This window comes from Streptomyces sp. C (assembly GCF_000158895.1).
Taxonomy (GTDB): domain Bacteria; phylum Actinomycetota; class Actinomycetes; order Streptomycetales; family Streptomycetaceae; genus Streptomyces; species Streptomyces racemochromogenes.
The window spans coordinates 176147-191476 of the sequence record NZ_GG657752.1 but is presented as its reverse complement, the minus strand read 5'-3'; the positions used below and the strand labels follow the sequence as shown (position 1 = coordinate 191476).

General features: G+C 75.3%; 12 protein-coding genes. 8 read left to right on the top strand and 4 right to left on the bottom strand.

Translation table 11 applies throughout. The features are described 5' to 3' along the window. Nucleotides 1-939 (bottom strand): polyketide synthase (locus SSNG_RS37090; RefSeq protein ID WP_241695353.1); only part of this gene is annotated, 939 nt, incomplete at its 3' end. A gap of 321 nt (nucleotides 940-1260) precedes the next feature. On the opposite strand from SSNG_RS37090, the gene SSNG_RS37085 reads away from it, so the two are divergent. Next, nucleotides 1261-2292 carry a beta-ketoacyl-ACP synthase III gene (locus SSNG_RS37085; protein WP_007269134.1) on the top strand — a complete coding sequence of 344 codons (1032 nt, stop codon included), beginning with the start codon at nucleotides 1261-1263 and terminating at the stop codon, nucleotides 2290-2292. Then, entirely contained in the window at nucleotides 2289-4052 is a 1764-nt protein-coding gene (locus tag SSNG_RS37080; protein ID WP_007269133.1) for a 3-hydroxyacyl-CoA dehydrogenase NAD-binding domain-containing protein, read from the top strand. The genes SSNG_RS37085 and SSNG_RS37080 overlap by 4 nt, the downstream gene beginning before the upstream one ends. Nucleotides 4053-4108: 56 nt before the next feature. Here the strand turns inward: SSNG_RS37080 and SSNG_RS37075 are convergent, their stop codons facing one another. Beyond that, on the bottom strand, nucleotides 4109-4606 hold the full coding sequence (locus tag SSNG_RS37075) for a MarR family transcriptional regulator (RefSeq protein ID WP_007269132.1): 498 nt from the start codon (nucleotides 4604-4606) through the stop codon (nucleotides 4109-4111). A gap of 79 nt (nucleotides 4607-4685) precedes the next feature. Between SSNG_RS37075 and SSNG_RS37070 the strand changes: the two genes are divergently transcribed. Further along, on the top strand, nucleotides 4686-5606 hold the full coding sequence (locus tag SSNG_RS37070; RefSeq protein ID WP_042804879.1) for an ABC transporter ATP-binding protein: 921 nt from the start codon (nucleotides 4686-4688) through the stop codon (nucleotides 5604-5606). A gap of 12 nt (nucleotides 5607-5618) precedes the next feature. On the opposite strand, the gene SSNG_RS37065 is transcribed toward SSNG_RS37070, so the two are convergent. Both SSNG_RS37065 and SSNG_RS44600 read right to left on the bottom strand, forming a co-directional pair. After that, entirely contained in the window at nucleotides 5619-6953 is a 1335-nt protein-coding gene (locus SSNG_RS37065) for an AMP-binding protein (RefSeq protein WP_007269130.1), read from the bottom strand. 94 nt (nucleotides 6954-7047) lie between these two features. Then, nucleotides 7048-10080 (bottom strand): BTAD domain-containing putative transcriptional regulator, encoded by a 3033-nt coding sequence (locus SSNG_RS44600; RefSeq protein ID WP_007269129.1) that lies wholly within the window; start codon nucleotides 10078-10080, stop codon nucleotides 7048-7050. Between the two features lie 248 nt (nucleotides 10081-10328). On the opposite strand from SSNG_RS44600, the gene SSNG_RS37050 reads away from it, so the two are divergent. The 5 genes from SSNG_RS37050 to SSNG_RS37030 all read left to right on the top strand — a co-directional run. Next, complete coding sequence (locus SSNG_RS37050; RefSeq protein WP_241695352.1) at nucleotides 10329-11987, top strand: fatty acyl-AMP ligase; 1659 nt, start codon at nucleotides 10329-10331, stop codon at nucleotides 11985-11987. Next, entirely contained in the window at nucleotides 11933-12136 is a 204-nt protein-coding gene (locus tag SSNG_RS44595; protein ID WP_241695351.1) for a hypothetical protein, read from the top strand. Before SSNG_RS37050 ends, SSNG_RS44595 begins: the two co-directional genes overlap by 55 nt. Next, nucleotides 12133-13920, top strand: a complete 1788-nt coding sequence (locus SSNG_RS37040; protein ID WP_241695350.1) for an acyl-CoA dehydrogenase — start codon at nucleotides 12133-12135, stop codon at nucleotides 13918-13920. Before SSNG_RS44595 ends, SSNG_RS37040 begins: the two co-directional genes overlap by 4 nt. A 60-nt stretch (nucleotides 13921-13980) precedes the next feature. Continuing rightward, nucleotides 13981-14268 (top strand): acyl carrier protein, encoded by a 288-nt coding sequence (locus SSNG_RS37035; RefSeq protein WP_007269125.1) that lies wholly within the window; start codon nucleotides 13981-13983, stop codon nucleotides 14266-14268. After that, on the top strand, nucleotides 14265-15330 hold a 1066-nt coding region (locus tag SSNG_RS37030), incomplete at its 3' end, for a polyketide synthase (RefSeq protein WP_007269124.1). The genes SSNG_RS37035 and SSNG_RS37030, both read left to right, overlap by 4 nt.

Here is a 15330-nt window from a genome sequence, read left to right as displayed (position 1 = left end):
GCCGGCGGCCTCCAGGGCCCGGCGGATGACGTCGGCCTGGGCGGTGGCGCTGGGCACGGTGAGGCCGTCGGTGGGCCCGTCGTGGTTGACGGCGCTGCCGAGCAGGACGCAGTGGACGCGGTCGCCGTCGGCGAGGGCCCGGTCGAGGGGCTTGAGCAGGACGAGTCCGCCGCCCTCGCCCCGGACGAAGCCGTTGGCGCGCTCGTCGAAGGTGTGGCAGCGGCCGTCGGGCGACAGGGCGCCGAACCCGGCGGTGATCTCCGAACTGGCGGGCGTGACGCGCAGGTTGACGCCGCCGGCGAGGGCCAGGTCGGCCTCTCCGCTGAGCAGTGCCTGGCAGGCCAGGTGCACGGCGACGAGGGAGGAGGACTGGGCGGTGTCGACGGTCAGGCTGGGGCCGTGCAGGCCGAGCGTGTAGGAGACGCGGTTGGCGATGACGCCCCGGTTGAGGCCGGTGAAGGCGTGCTGCCCGGTGCCCGCGCCGCCGGAGCGGCGTACGAGGTCGGCGTAGTCGTCCCAGATCGCGCCGACGAACACGCCGGTGCCGCTGTTCTTGAGGGTGCCCGGCAGGATGCCCGCGTCCTCCAGGGCCTCCCAGGCGAGTTCGAGGACGAGGCGCTGCTGCGGGTCCATGGCGGCGGCCTCGCGCGGCGAGATGCCGAAGAACCGGGCGTCGAAGGCGTCGACGCGGTCGAGGTAGCCGCCGCGGGCGGCGGCCGGGCCGGAATCCGCCGGGACGACGTCGCGGCGCGCTTCGGGTGCGTCGGTGACGGCGTCCGTGCCGTCGCGCAGCAGCCGCCAGTACGCGGCGGGACCGTCGGCCTGCGGGAACCGGCAGGAGATGCCGATGACCGCGATAGGCCCGGTGCCACGGCCTGGTGTACCGGACTCCTCCGGAGCCGCCGTCGTCTGCCGTGCCGAAACCATCGGGTCAGCCACGATCTCCCCCTTCGCCTGTTTGCCTGATGCGTCTTCAGGGATCCGCCGGGCGCGCGGGCGGACCGAGGACCGGGGGAATTCCATGCAGACCGTCGAGACGCTGACGTCCGGCTCTAAAGCTCGGCTAAAAACAGCTCCCGGTCACCGGCCTGCCGTACCGCTAGGGGCGGCTAGGGGGCGGAGCAAGGGTTACCGCCCGCCTCGGGCTGCGAGAACCATTGCTGAATGTCCCATTCGAGCACCCTGCGGTGAATGCATTTCCCGCAGTTCCCGCGCTTTCCCGCGCTTTCAGCCCACCGCCACGGTGAGGAGCCGTCCGTCATGACAGCAATCGGAATTCTGGGCACCGGGTCTTATCTGCCTGCCGACACGGTCTCCAATCGGGTCGTCGGGGAGCGGGCGGGGGTCACGGAGGACTGGATCCTGCAGAAGACCGGCATCCGGGAGCGCCGCTACGCGGCCGAGTACGAGGCCACCTCCGACCTGGCGGTCGAGGCGGCGCGGTCCGCGCTGGACGCGGCGGGCATCTCGGCGGAGCAGCTGTCGTGGATCGTGGTGGCGACGTCCACGCCGGATTCCCCGCAGCCGGCGACGGCCTGTCTGGTCCAGCACCGGATCGGTGCGGTGAACGCGGCGGCGTTCGACGTGAATTCGGTGTGCAGCGGCTTCGTGTTCGGTCTGGTGGCGGCGGCCCGGATGCTGCCGGGGCAGGACGGCGGGGTCCGCGGTCACGCGCTGGTCATCGGCGCCGACGTGTACTCGCGCATCATCGACCGGGAGGACCGGCGCACCGCCGTCCTGTTCGGTGACGGTGCGGGTGCCGTGGTGCTGGGGCCGGTGCGGTCCGGGTACGGGGTCCTCGGCTCGTACCTGGCCAGCCGCGGCGACCAGGCGGAGCTGATCCGGGTCGAGGCCGGCGGCAGCCGGCTGCCCGCGTCGGAGAAGACGGTCGCGGAGGGGCTGCACCACTTCAGGATGAACGGGCGCGGGGTGCGCGACTTCGTGGCGGCCGAGCTGCCGCGCGCGGTCGGCGAGGTGCTGGACCGGCACGGTCTGGAGCGCTCCGAGGTCGACCACTTCGTCCCGCACCAGGCCAACGGCGTGATGCTGGGCGAGACCGTGCCCCGTCTGGGGCTGCCCCGGGCCCGTACGCACCTCACCGTCGCCGAGCACGGAAACACCAGTGCCGCCTCCATTCCCCTCGCCCTCGACGAGGCGTACCGGTCCGGGGCGTTCCGGGACCGGGACGTCGTGCTGCTCGCCGGTTTCGGCGGCGGCATGTCCCTGGGCACGGTGCTCGTCCGCTGGGACGAGGAGGCGGCTCCCGCTCCCCGAAAGGACTCAGCAGCATGACGGCAGCATCCGCGGCACCCCTTCCCGGTGCCCTGCCCTTCACCGCGGTCGCGGTGATCGGCCTCGGTACGGTCGGATCCGCGCTGGCCCGCTCGCTCGCCTCGGCGGGCGCCCGGGTGGTGGCGGTGGAGGCCGACGGCGACGCCCTGGCCGGCGGGCGCGAGCGCGTCGAGCGCGGGCTGGAGGATCCGGCGGCCCGGGACCGGATCACGTACACGGCGGATCTCGCCGCCATCACGGGCAGTGAGCTGGTCGTGGAGGCGGTGCCGGAGGACTTCGCCCTGAAGACGGAGGTGCTGCGGCGGGCCGACGGGCTGTGCGGTCCCGAGGCGGTGTTCGCGACGACGACCTCGCTGTCGGTGACCCGGGTGGCGGCGGCCTGCGGGCGGCTGCCGCGCACGGTCGGTCTGCACCCGGTCGGGCACGCCCCGGACGGCGGTGTGGTGGAGGTGGTGACGACGCCCCTGACGGAGCCGTCGGTGGGGCGGGCGGCCGAGGAGCTGGTGGGCGCGCTGGGCCGCAGGGCCGTGGCCTCCAGCGACCAGCCGGGCTTCACGGGCGGCGGGCTGCTGATGGCCTACCTGAACGGTGCCGTCGCGATGTACGAGCGGCGGTACGCGTCGCGCGACGACATCGACGCGGCGATGATGCTGGGCTGCGGGCTGCCGCTGGGGCCGCTGGCCCACCTGGACCTGATCGGTCTGGACACGGCGCGCGACACCCTGCGCGGTCTGTACGAGCAGACGGGGCAGGCGCAGTTCCTGCCGCCGCCGCTGCTGGACCACATGGTGACGGCGGGGCTGCTGGGCGCGAAGGCGGGCCGGGGGTTCCACACCTGGCCCGAGGGCCCGGCGGGTCCCCGGGCCGCGGCCGGCGCGCGGGGCGGCGCGGGGGGTGCCGCGCGGCCGTCGCGGCCGGTGCGCGAGGTCGGGGTGATCGGGTCCGGCACGATGGCGTCGGGCATCGCCGAGGTGTTCGCCCGGTCCGGGTACGGGACGCGGCTGGTGGCCCGTACGGACGTGCGCGCGAAGGAGGCGCTGGACAAGGTCGCGGGTTCGGTGGAGCGCGGGGTCAAGCGCGGCCGGATCGGCGCCGAGGAGGGCCGGGCGGCGCTGGAGCGGCTGGTGCCGGCGGATTCGCTGGACGCGGTGGCGGACTGCGACCTGGTGGTCGAGGCGGTCGCGGAGGAACTCCCCGTCAAGCGGGAGGTGTTCCGGGGGCTGGACGCGGTGTGCCGTCCGGGTGCGGTGCTGACGACGACGACGTCGAGCCTGCCGGTGGTGGAGTGCGCGGCGGTCACCTCGCGTCCCGAGGACGTGCTCGGCATGCACTTCTTCAACCCGGCTCCGGTGATGCGGCTGGTGGAGGTGGTCGGCACGGTGCTGACGGCGCCGGACGCGCTGGGGACGGTCCACGAGGTGTGCGCGCGGCTGGGCAAGCACCCGGTCGGGATCGACGACCGGGCCGGGTTCATCGTGAACGCCCTGCTGTTCCCGTACCTCAACAGCGCGGTGCGGCTGCTGGAGGAGCGCCGGGCGGTGGCCGGGGAGATCGACGCGGTGATGACGCAGGGCTGCGGCTATCCGATGGGGCCGCTGACGCTGCTGGACACGATCGGCCTGGACGTGTCGCTGCAGATCCAGAACAGTCTGCACGCCTCGTTCCGGGAGCCGTCGCTGGTGCCGGCCAAGCACCTGGAGCACCTGGTGGACGCGGGCTACCTGGGCCGCAAGAGCGGCCGGGGCTTCCACACGTATTAGGGGGTGTCCGTGCGGCACCGTTCCCGGTGCCGCACGGTCCCCGTGCCGTGGGGCGGTCAGCGGCCGCGGTGGGCGCGCCAGCGGTCCATCAGCGAGTCCAGTTCCAGCTTCACGAAGTTGAAGAAGTCGGCCGTCTCCTCGGCCCGGACGCCCGCCGGGGTGCCGGGGCCCAGGACCTCCACCCCCTGCTTGAGGGTGGCCGCCCAGCGGTTGAGCATCTGGTCCCGGCTGGTGACCGTCTCGTACCAGAGGTCCGCGTGGATCCGGTAGATCTCCCGCCGCTCGCCGGGTACGCGTTCCCGGCCGACCATGTGCATCTCGGCGAGGTAGCGGACGGCGCCCGAGACCGCGGCCGGGCTGACCTTCAGCCGTTCGGAGAGCTCGGCGGCGCTCAGCGCGCCCGCGTCCTCGGCGAGCAGGCAGGCGAAGATCCGGGCGGGCATCCGGGCCATCCCGGCGGCCACCAGGTCGGCGGCGAACCGTTCGACGAAGGCCGAGACCTCCTCGCGGTAGTCACGCTGTTCGCTCTCGCTTCCGCCGGCACCCGTGTCCATACCGTCTCCCCCGTGATCGATCGTCAGACGCCTTCCGATAGCTTCACGATATTCTGAAACTAAGGTATCTTCCGACAATGTGACGATGGCAATCGATATTGCCGGACTGTACAAGTCGTTCGGCCGCACGCAAGCGCTGAAGGGCCTGGACCTGAGCGTCGAGAAGGGCGAGGTGCACGGCTTCCTCGGCCCCAACGGAGCCGGCAAGTCCACCACCCTGCGCATCCTCCTCGGCCTGATGCGCGCCGACAGCGGCCGCGTACGGCTGCTGGGCGGCGACCCCTGGCGCGATGCGGTCGCCCTGCACCAGCGCATCGCGTACGTGCCCGGCGACGTGACCCTGTGGCGCAATCTCTCCGGCGGCGACGCCCTCGGCTTCCTCTCCGGTCTGCGGGACACCAGCGACTCCCGCTTAACCAGGGAGCTGATGGAGCGCTTCGAGCTCGACCCGGGCAAGAAGGGCCGCGCGTACTCCAAGGGCAACCGGCAGAAGCTCGCCCTGGTCGCCGCCTTCGCCGCCGACGCCGAGCTGCTCCTCTTCGACGAACCCACCTCCGGCCTCGACCCGTTGGCAGAGGAAGTCTTCCAGAGCTGCGTCGGCGAGGCCACCGACGAGGGCCGTACGGTGCTGCTCTCCAGCCACCTCCTCACCGAGGTCGAGGCGCTGTGCGACCGGGTCACCATCGTCCGCGACGGGCGCACGGTCGAGACGGGCACGCTCGCCCGGATGCGACACCTGGCCCGCACCCACGTCACGGCCGAACTCGCCGCCCCCGTCGAGGGCCTGGAGGAACTCCCCGGGGTGCACGGGCTGGAGGTGCACGGCGCGGAGGTCACCGCCCAGGTCGACCAGGAGCACCTCGGCACGTTCCTGCGGGTGCTGTCGGAGACCGGCGTCCGCAGCCTCGTCAGCCGGCCGCCGACCCTGGAGGAGCTGTTCCTGCGGCACTACCGGCCCGAGGCCGAGCAGGCGACCGCCGGGGCCCCGGGGCCGGCCTGAGGCCGCACCGCCTCACCCCTCCTGCGACAGCAGCAGCCGCTTCTGGGTCTTGCCCATCGCGTTGCGCGGCAGCGCGGCGACGAACCGCACCTCGCGCGGCCGCTTGTGCACCGACAGGCGTGCGGCGACGAAGTCGGTGAGCTCGGCCCCGGTCACCCCCGAGGCCACGACGTACGCCACGACGCGCTGGCCCAGATCGGAGTCGGGCACCCCGACGACGGCGGCCTCCGCCACACCGGGGTGGTCCAGGAGCGCGTTCTCGATCTCCCCCGCCCCCATCCGGTACCCGCCCGACTTGATCATGTCGACGGAGGCCCGGCCCACGATGCGGTGGGTGCCGTCCGCGTCGATCGCCGCGATGTCGCCCGTACGGAACCAGCCGTCCTCGGTGTACGAGGCAGCCGTGGCCTCGGGACGCCCCAGGTAGCCGGAGAACAGCGTGGGCGCGGTCAGCTGGAGTTCGCCGATCTCCTCCCCCGGCCCGGCCGCGATCCGGGTACGGACGCCGGGCAGCGGCGTCCCCACCGCGCCCGGCCGCAGCGGGCCGCCCGCGCGGCCGCTCACCGTGATCAGGGTCTCCGTCATCCCGTACCGCTCGACCGGCCGGCTCCCCGTCAGCTCCTCCAGGCCCCGGAAGACCCGCTCCGGCAGCGGGGCGCTGCCCGAGACCAGCAGCCGCGCGGAGCGCAGCGCCCGGGCCCGCTCCGGCTCCGCCACGACGCGGGACCACACCGTGGGCACTCCGAAGTAGAGGCTGCCGCCCGCCCCGGCGTAGGCGGCGGCGGTGGGCCGGCCGGTGTGCACGAGGCGGCTGCCGGTGCGCAGCGCGCCGAGGACGCCGAGGATCAGGCCGTGGACGTGGAACAGCGGCAGGCCGTGGACCAGGGTGTCCTCGGCGGTCCACTGCCAGGCCTCGGCGAGGGCGTCCAGTCCGGCGGCGATGGCGGCGCCGCCGAGGACGACGCCCTTGGGCGCGCCGGTGGTCCCGGAGGTGTAGAGGATCATCGCGGGGGCGTCGGCCGCCGGTGCGGGGCCGCTCCAGGCGGCCCGGCGGGCGAAGTCCACGGTGACGGGGCAGGCGCCCGAGTCGCGCAGGATGTGCTCGCGTTCGGCGACGCCCGCGTCGGGCGGTACGGGCACCACGGGCACCCCGGCCAGCAGGCAGCCGGCCACGGCGGCGACGGTCTCCAGGGAGGCCGTGGCCTCGACGGCGACGGCGGGGGCGCCGGCCACGTCGGCGGCCACCGCTCCGGCCGCGCCCAGCAGTTCCTCGTACGAGGCGGTCCGGCCGGCGACGGTGACCGCGTCCGCGCGGTCCCCGTACACCCCTTGCAGCGCCGTGAGCACGGATGTCTCTCCTTACGTCTTGCGTCGGTCGGTACGGGGTGACGCGCGACGCGTCGCCCGGTCGGTCGGTCGGTCGGTGGTCCGGTGGAACGGGTCAGGCGGCGGCGCGCAGCCGCCACACGCCGGGCCGCGTCTCCGTCCAGTCCGGCAGCGGGAGACCGCCGCGCACGTGGCGCAGCCAGCGGACCGCGTACGCCTCGCGCCGCCGGTCGCCGAGCCGGGCCGCCAGGGCCAGGCAGCGCTCGAAGTGCGGCTCCGCGGCGGCGGGGCCCTCCGTCTCCAGCGCGAGCAGGGCCCGGACCCGGCGGGCCTCGTAGTGGTCGCGGGGGTCGGCGGGTTCCTCGTCGAGGACCTGGCCGATCAGCCGGGCCGCCTCCGTGACGGCCGAGGCGTCCAGGCTCAGTTCGGCCAGGCCCGTCAGGGCGCGGTCGCGTTCGGGCCGGGCGTCGGCGCCGTCGGCGGCCCTCAGGGCCCGCCGGTAGAGCCCGCGGGCGGCGTCGGTGCGGCGGCGCTGCCAGGCCAGGTCGCCCAGCGAGCACAGCAGCCGGGACTGGGCGCCGAGGTCGCCGGAGCGTTCGGCCGCGTCGAGGGCGAGGGTGTGCGCGCGTTCCCAGTCGTCCCAGGCCGCGTGGGCCTCCAGGGGGGCGGTGAGGACGTCGGCGAGGCGCACGGTGCGGGCCCACAGTCCGGCCGCGTGGGCCCGGCCCAGGGCCGAGGCCAGTGCGGTGCGGCGGTCCGCGAACCACTCGGCGGCGTGCGGCAGTCCGTCGGCCTCCCGCGCCTCGGCGGCCAGGGCGTCGGCGAGCCGGCCCACGGCCCGGGCCGCCTCGCCGGGGGGTTCCTCGGCGGTGAGGAGCTCGCCGGCCAGCAGCCGCCACAGCACGTGCAGGCGGTAGCCGCCCCGGGGTTCGGCCCGCAGCAGCCGGGCCTCCACGAGGTTCTCCAGCACGGCTTCGGCGGCCGGTTCGGGCGTGCCGAACAGGGCGGCCGCGTCGGCGGTGGGGAAGGGGCCGGCGGGCAGCAGTCCGAGCAGCCGGAAGGCGCGCTTCAGCGGTGCGTCGGCCTCGTCGTACCCGGCGCGCAGGGCGGCGTCCAGGCCGGGCTGCGCGGAGCGGAGTTCGGCGAGCCGGGCGTGTTCGCCGGACAGCCGGGCGGCCAGGGAGGCCACGCTCCAGTGCGGGCGGGCGGCCAGCCGGCCCGCGAGGGCCCGTACGGCCGACGGCAGCCGGCCGCAGGCGTCGACGACGGCGGCGCACGCCCCGTCGGGCCCGTCGTCCTCGCCGTCGCGGCCCGAGGCGGCCAGCAGCAGCCGGCGGGCCTGGGCCGGGGCGGGGACGTCCAGCAGGTGCGCCCGGGTGACCGGGAGCGCCGGGGTCCGGCGGCAGGTCAGCAGCGCGGTGCTGCCGGGGGTCGTGGGCAGCAGGTGGCGGGCCTGCTCCGCGTCGGCCGCGTCGTCGAGCACGAACAGCATCCGGCGGCCCGGGGTGAGCCGGTCCAGGGTGCGGCGCAGCCCGTCGAGGTCGTCGGGCAGCGGCCCGGGGACCCCGCAGCGGAGCAGCAGCCGGGTGAGGGCGGCGGCGGGGTCGAGGGGTGCGCCGGTGTCGTCGCGCAGGGCGAGGAACACCCGGCCGTCGGGGAAGAGGTCGTCGGCGTGGTGCGCGGCGGCCAGGGCGAGGGCGGTCTTGCCCACGCCGGCGGGACCGGTGAGCGCGACGCAGCCGCCCGCGGGGACGTCCCGCAGGAGCGTCCGCAGCGTGGCGAGCTCCTCGTCGCGGCCGGTGAACAGCGGGTCGGGCGCCGGGAGTTCGCCGACCGGCCCGGCGGCCGTCGGCAGCCCGTGGCCCGGCCCGGCGAACGGCGCCGCGAACCCGGCGTAGGGCCCGGTGAAGGGGCCGCCGGCCCGTCCCGCGGCCTGTCCCGCGAAGGACCCCGCGAAGGGCCCCGCGTACGGCCCGGCGGCCTGTCCCGCGACCGGCCCCGCGAAGGACCCGGCGTGCGGCCCGGCGGCCTGTCCCGCGGCCGACCCGGCAGCCGGCCCGGCGGGCCCCGCCAGTTCCCCGGCGGACGACCCCGTGGCCGACCCCGCGAAGGGCCCGGCGTGCGGCCCGGCGGCCTCTCCCCCGACCGGCCCCGCGAAGGGCCCCGCGTACGGCCCCGCTGCCGGCTCCGCGTACGGCCCCGCGTACGGCCCCGCGAAGGGGTCGTAGGGCCCCGCGGCCTGCCCCGCCGACGGCGCGCCGGCCTGTCCGCCGGGGCGCCCGGCGGCCGGTCCGGCGGGCCCCTCGGCGGGGCCCGCCGGGCCGGGTCCGCCCGCGGGCGGTGTGGACCGCGCCCGGTGCGCGGCGCCGCCCGAGGGGCGCAGCAGTGCGGTGTCCCCGTCGAGGATGCGGCCGTGGAGCTGCTGCAGGGGCGGCCCCGGCTCGATCGCCAGTTCGTCGACGAGGGTGCGCCGCAGCCGGGCGAAGGCCTCCAGCGCGTCGGCCTGCCGGCCGGTGCGGTAGAGCGCCACCATCAGGTGGGCGTGGAACTCCTCGCGCATCGGCAGCTCGGCGGCCAGCGCCCGCAGTTCACCGACGAGTTCGTGGTGGCGGCCCAGTTGCAGGTCGGCCCGGATGCGCTGCTCCAGTGCGGCCGTGCGCAGTTCGCCGAGGCGGATCGCGGTGCTGTCGAGCAGCGCCCCGTGCGGGGTGTCGGACAGCAGGGGGCCGCGCCACAGCGCGAGCGCGCGGCGCTGGAGGTCGGCGGCGGCCCCGTGGTCCTGGCGGGCCATGGCGGCGCGGCCCCGGGCGTGCAGGTCCTCGAAGGCGGTCAGGTCCAGCCGGTCCGGGTCGAGCCGCATGAGGTAGCCGGGCGGCCGGGTGACCAGGCAGTCGCGGCCCGTTTCGGGGTCGGCGGCGTGCAGGAGCTTGCGCAGCTGCGAGATGTAGACCTGGAGCGTGGTCGTCGCGGTGCGCGGCGGGTCCTCGTCCCACAGTTCGTCGATGAGGCTGCCCACGGACACGATCTCGTTGGGCCGTACGAGCAGCGTCGCGAGCACCACGCGGATCTTCGCCGCGCGGGGCGTGACGCGCTGCGCGTCCGGGCCGGCCGCGTCCACTTCCAGTGGCCCCAACACCCGAAATCGCATGCAGCCCCCGTTCCTCGGCACTCCGGTGGCACGGGTGGCGGCAGACTCCCCCAGCTGCCCGGCCGTCGTCACCCTAGGGCCGGGCGCACCCCCGGCTTCGGACAGCCGGACCCCTGATCCGGTGCCGCGCACCCTGGCCGGGACCCGCAAGCCATGCTTTAGGCGCGCCGTGGAGCATGCCGAGGCGTTGGCGGCAGGGGCGCCGGGCGTTCGGCAGTTGCCCCGGGTGCGCCAGAAGGGGGCTGACGTTGACTGGATTCGCTACGTTCACCGATGTGCTCCGCGGCCGGGCCGCGGAACTCGGCGGGCGCGACGCTCACGTGTTCCTCGGTGACGCCCCGGGCGCCGCCGCCGAGCACCTCACGTACGGGGAGCTGGACCGGGCGGCCCGGGCCATCGCCGTGCGGCTGCGCGAGCACGGCGCCCTGCGGCAGCCGGTGCTGCTGCTGTACCCGCCGGGCCCCGGCTTCCTGAAGGCGTTCGCCGGCTGCCTGTACGCGGGGGCCGTCGCCGTTCCCGCCCCGCTCCCCGGTGACCGGGGCGAGCGGCTGCAGCGCGTGTCGGGGATCATCCGCGACACCGGCGCGCAGCTGGTGCTGACGGACTCCGCCAACGCCCCCGACGTGTCGCTGTGGCTCGCCATGGCGGGCCGGGGCGAGACGGTGTGCCTGGCCACCGACGTGGAGGAGGGGCTGGACGCCGACGCCTGGCAGCCGCCCCGCACCGGTCCGGAGGACCTGGCGTTCCTCCAGTACACCTCGGGTTCGACGTCCCGGCCGCGCGGTGTGATGGTCAGTCACCGCAACCTCCTCGCCAACATGGAGGCGATGCGCGAGGTCCTGGGGTCCACCGACCGGGACGTTTTCGGCAGCTGGCTGCCGCACTACCACGACATGGGGCTCATCTGTCATCTGCTGCACCCGCTGTGGCTGGGCACGTCGTCGGTGCAGATGTCCCCCACCGCGTTCGTCAAGCGGCCGGTGCGCTGGCTGCGTTCGATCGGCGAGTACGGGGTGACGATCGGCGGCGGCCCCAACTTCTGCTACGACCTGTGCCTGCGCCGGATCACGGACGAGCAGCTCGCCGGCCTGGACCTGAGCGGCTGGCGGCTGGCGATCAACGGCGCGGAGCCGGTGCGCCACCAGACCCTGGAGGCCTTCGCCGAGCGCTTCGCCGCGGCCGGTTTCCGGCGCGGGAGCCTCTTCCCGGCCTACGGGCTCGCCGAGGCCACGCTCGTCGTGTCCGGCGGCACGCCCGGCCGGGGCCCGCGCACCCTGACCGTCGACGCGGCCGGCCTGGAGTACGACGAGCTGCGCCCGCCGCGGCCCGGCCGACCGGTGCGGACCCTGGTCGGGAGCGGCACCGTGCGCGGCTTCGACGTGCGGATCGTGGAGCCGGTGGTCGGCGGCGAGGTGCCGGCGGGCCGGGTCGGGGAGATCTGGGTGCGCGGCGAGAGCGTCGCCCAGGGCTACTGGCGCCGTCCCACGGACACCGCCCGCACCTTCCAGGCGATGGTGGACGACGGGGACAGCGGCTTCCTGCGCACCGGCGACCTCGGGGTGGTCGACGGGGACGAGCTGTACGTCACCGGCCGCCTCAAGGAAATGATCATCCTCAACGGGCGCAACATCTATCCGCAGGACGTGGAGTGGGCGGTGCGCGAGACGGAGCCGTCCCTCGGGGCGGGCCAGGGCGCCGTGTTCACCGTGGACGCGGACCGCGAGCAGCTCGTCGTCGTGCACGAGGTGCGCCCCGAGAACGCGGACTGGGGAGACGCTGCGCGCCCTGGCCCGGCGCATCCAGATCCTCATCGGCCAGGAACTTCGACGTGCCGCGGACCAACGTGCTCCTGGTGCGGCCCGGCACGCTGCGCCGCACCACCAGCGGCAAGATCCAGCGGACGCTGATCCGCAAGCTGTTCCTGGCGGGTGAGGTCAGCGGCACGTACGAGGTCCTCGACCCGGCCGTGCAGGCCCTGGTCCGTCCGCGCGACACGCTGCTCGGCAACGACCTGCTGCGGCCCTCCGCCCGCGCCGCCGCGGAGACGGCGTGGTGAGCGCCGTCTCCGTCGCCGCCGGACCGGCCCCCCGGGCGCCGGTGCGGCGGCCGGCGCCGTCGCCGGAGTCGACGAGCGGCCGGGTCCGGGCCGCCGCGCTGGAGGCGCTGCTCGGCGACCCGGCCGCGCCCGGCAACCCGGCCGGGCACCGTGCGCTGCTCGCCTCCGACCAGGCGGCCGCGCTGTCGCCGGAGGCGGAGGGGCTGCTCGACGACTTCGGGATGCACCGCGAGTTCGTCCCGCGCGAGCTCGGCGGCCGCTTCGACTCCGCCGAGGGCCTGCTGCGGGTGATGCGTCCGGTGTTCCGCCGGGACGTGTCGCTCGGCATGGGCTACGGCATGACCACCTTCATGGCCGCCTCCGACGTGTGGATGCGCGGCAGCGAGGAGCAGCGGTCGTGGCTGGGGGGCCTGCTGCTGGACGGTTCGAAGGCGGCCATCGCCCAGCACGAGACCGCGCACACCAACGACTTCGTCCGCAACCAGATCTCCGCGGACCTGCTCCCCGGCGGCGGCCTGTCGCTCACCGGGGCGAAGCCGGTGGTCAACAACCTGCACCGGGCGGACGCCCTGGTGCTGTTCTGCCGTACCGGCGGCCACTTCCCCGGCGGGACGCAGAGCGCCCTGCTGCTGGACCCGCGCACCCTGCCCGCCGGCCGCTACCGCACGGAGCGGCGGCCGGCCGCGGTGGGGCTGCGGTCCTGCTTCTTCTCGGGCGTGCGCTTCGACGACTGCCCGGTGCCCGCCGACGCCCTGCTGGGCGCGCCCGGCAGCGGGGTGGCGACCTCGCTGCAGTCGTTCCAGATGAGCCGCACGCTGATGGCCTCCCTGTCGGTGGCCGCCGTGGACACGAGCCTGCGCACGGCCGTGCTGGTGGACCGTCAGCGGGGTCCCGGCGCGGCCGGCACGGCACCGGTGGACCCGCAGCACACCGCGAACACGCTGACCGGCGCGTTCGTGAACCTGCTGCTGTACGACTGCCTGGCGGTCGTCGCCACCCGGGCGCTGCACCTGCTGCCGGCCGAGACCAGCGTGTACTCGGCTGCCGTGAAGCTGCTGCTGCCGCGGGTGCTGATCGAGACGATGTACGACCTGTCGACCGTCCTGGGCTCGCAGCTGTACACGCGGGAGGGCACCGTCGGCGTGCTGCAGAAGCACATCCGGGACGTGCCGGTGATCAGCCTCGGCCACGCGGGGACCGTCGCCTGCCAGGCGACGATCATCCCGCAGCTGAAGCAGCTGGCGAGCCGCTCCTGGTTCGCCGAGGAGGAGGCCCCCGCCACGCTGTTCCAGCCCGACGCGCCGCTGCCCGCGTTCCGCTACGACGCGCTCGCGCTGGCCAGCGGGCGCGACAGCCTCAGCGCCTCGCTGCTGGCCGCGGCCGCGGAGCCGCCGGGCCGCGATCCGGTGGAGCGGGCCCTGCGCACGATGGCGGAGCACCTCGTCGAGGAGCTGCGGGACCTGCGCCGGCGGGTGCTCGCGCTGCCGCCGCTGGACGGCGGGACGCCGGTGGGGCCGGCCTGGTTCGCGCTGACGGACCGCTACGTGCTGGTGCTGGCGGCCGCGGCCGTGCTCGGTGTCCGCCGCCACAACCGCCACGGCCTCGATCCGTTCCTGGCCGATCCGGCCTGGGCGGCGGCCGCCCTGCACCGCATCACGTCCAGACTGGGCGCCGCGCCCGTGGAGCTGCCCCCCGAGTGCCTGGCGCGCCTCCACCAGGAGGTGCTGGCCCGCTTCGGGGACCGGCGCAGTTACGACCTGCACAACACCCCGCTTCCCGGCTGACGGGCACCAGCCCCGACCACCACCGCTTCCGCTCTTAGCCCGCACGCAAGGAGTCCAGGGATGTCCCTGCCCGTGTCGCCGCACAGCGCGGCCCCGCTGCACCACTGGCTGACCGACCGCCTCGCCGTCTACCTCGACCGGCTGCCGGACAGCATCGACCCCACCGTGCCGCTCGCCGAGTACGGCATGGACTCGGTGGGGGCGCTGAGCCTGTGCGGGGACATCGAGGACACGTTCCGCATCGCCGTGGACCCGTCGCTGGCCTGGGACCACCCGACCGTCGTCGCGCTGGTCGCCTACCTCGGCGGGCGGGGCGTGACGGTTCCGGCCGCGGGGGTCTCCCGGTGAGCTCCCCCTCCGTCGCCGTGGTCGGGCTGGACTGCGTCTTCCCGGGCGCGCCGGGCCCCGACGCCTACTGGGACCTGCTGATGCGCGGTGGCGACGCGACCGGTGAGCAGCCCGGCCCGCGCAGGTTCGGGCCGGGGTACGAGACGCCGGTGCACGGCGGTTTCATCGACGACGCCGACGTGTTCGACAACGACTTCTTCACCGTGTCGCCGCGCGAGGCGGCGGCGATGGACCCGCAGCAGCGGCTGCTGCTCCAGTGCGCGTGGCGGGCCCTGGAGGACTCGGGGCGCTCCCCGCGGTCCCTGGCGGGCGGCGACACCGGGGTGTTCGTCGGCATGATGGGCAGCGAGTGGGGCCAGCTGCACCTGGGCGACTACGGGCGCGTGACGCCGCAGCTGGGTGCCGGGTCCAGCGCGGGCATGGCCGCGAACCGCATCTCGTACCACCTCGACCTGAAGGGGCCGAGCCTGTCCGTGGACACGGCCTGCTCGTCCTCGCTGGTCGCGGTGCACCTGGCGGTGAACTCGCTGCTGTCCGGGGAGTGCGGCACGGCGCTGGCCGGCGGGGTCAACCTGGTGCTGACGCCGGCGCTGGGGCTGGTGTACGCGCAGATGGGGCTGGCCTCGCCGGACGGCCGGTGCCGGCCGTTCAGCGCCGACGCGAACGGCATCGCGCGCAGTGACGGCGTGGGGGTGGTGGTGCTGCGGCGGCTGGAGGACGCGCTCGCCGACGGGCAGCGGGTCTACGCCGTGATCCGGGGCACCGCAGTCAACCAGGACGGCCGCAGCAACGGCGTCACCGCGCCGAACCGGCACTCGCAGCGGGAGGTCGTCGCGGCCGCGTACCGGCGGGCCGGGGTCACCCCCGACCAGGTGCGGTTCGTCGAGGCCCACGGCACGGGCACGGCGCTCGGCGACGTCATCGAGTGCGGGGCCCTGGGCGAGGTGCACGGCGTACCGCGCGAGGAGCCGTGCGCGATCGGTTCCGTCAAGGGCATTTTTGTTGTTCTTACGGAGGGGGCTCTCGGGCATCGCCGGGCTGATCAAGGTGGCGCTCGCGCTG

Bases quoted from the DNA above. Each gene is read 5' to 3' on its own strand.
- SSNG_RS37035 (WP_007269125.1), top strand. From the start codon at position 13,981: ATGTCCCTGCCCGTGTCGCCGCACAGCGCGGCCCCGCTGCACCACTGG.
- SSNG_RS37080 (WP_007269133.1), top strand. From the start codon at position 2,289: ATGACGGCAGCATCCGCGGCACCCCTTCCCGGTGCCCTGCCCTTCACC.
- SSNG_RS44600 (WP_007269129.1), bottom strand. From the start codon at position 10,080: ATGCGATTTCGGGTGTTGGGGCCACTGGAAGTGGACGCGGCCGGCCCG.
- SSNG_RS37075 (WP_007269132.1), bottom strand. From the start codon at position 4,606: ATGGACACGGGTGCCGGCGGAAGCGAGAGCGAACAGCGTGACTACCGC.
- SSNG_RS37085 (WP_007269134.1), top strand. From the start codon at position 1,261: ATGACAGCAATCGGAATTCTGGGCACCGGGTCTTATCTGCCTGCCGAC.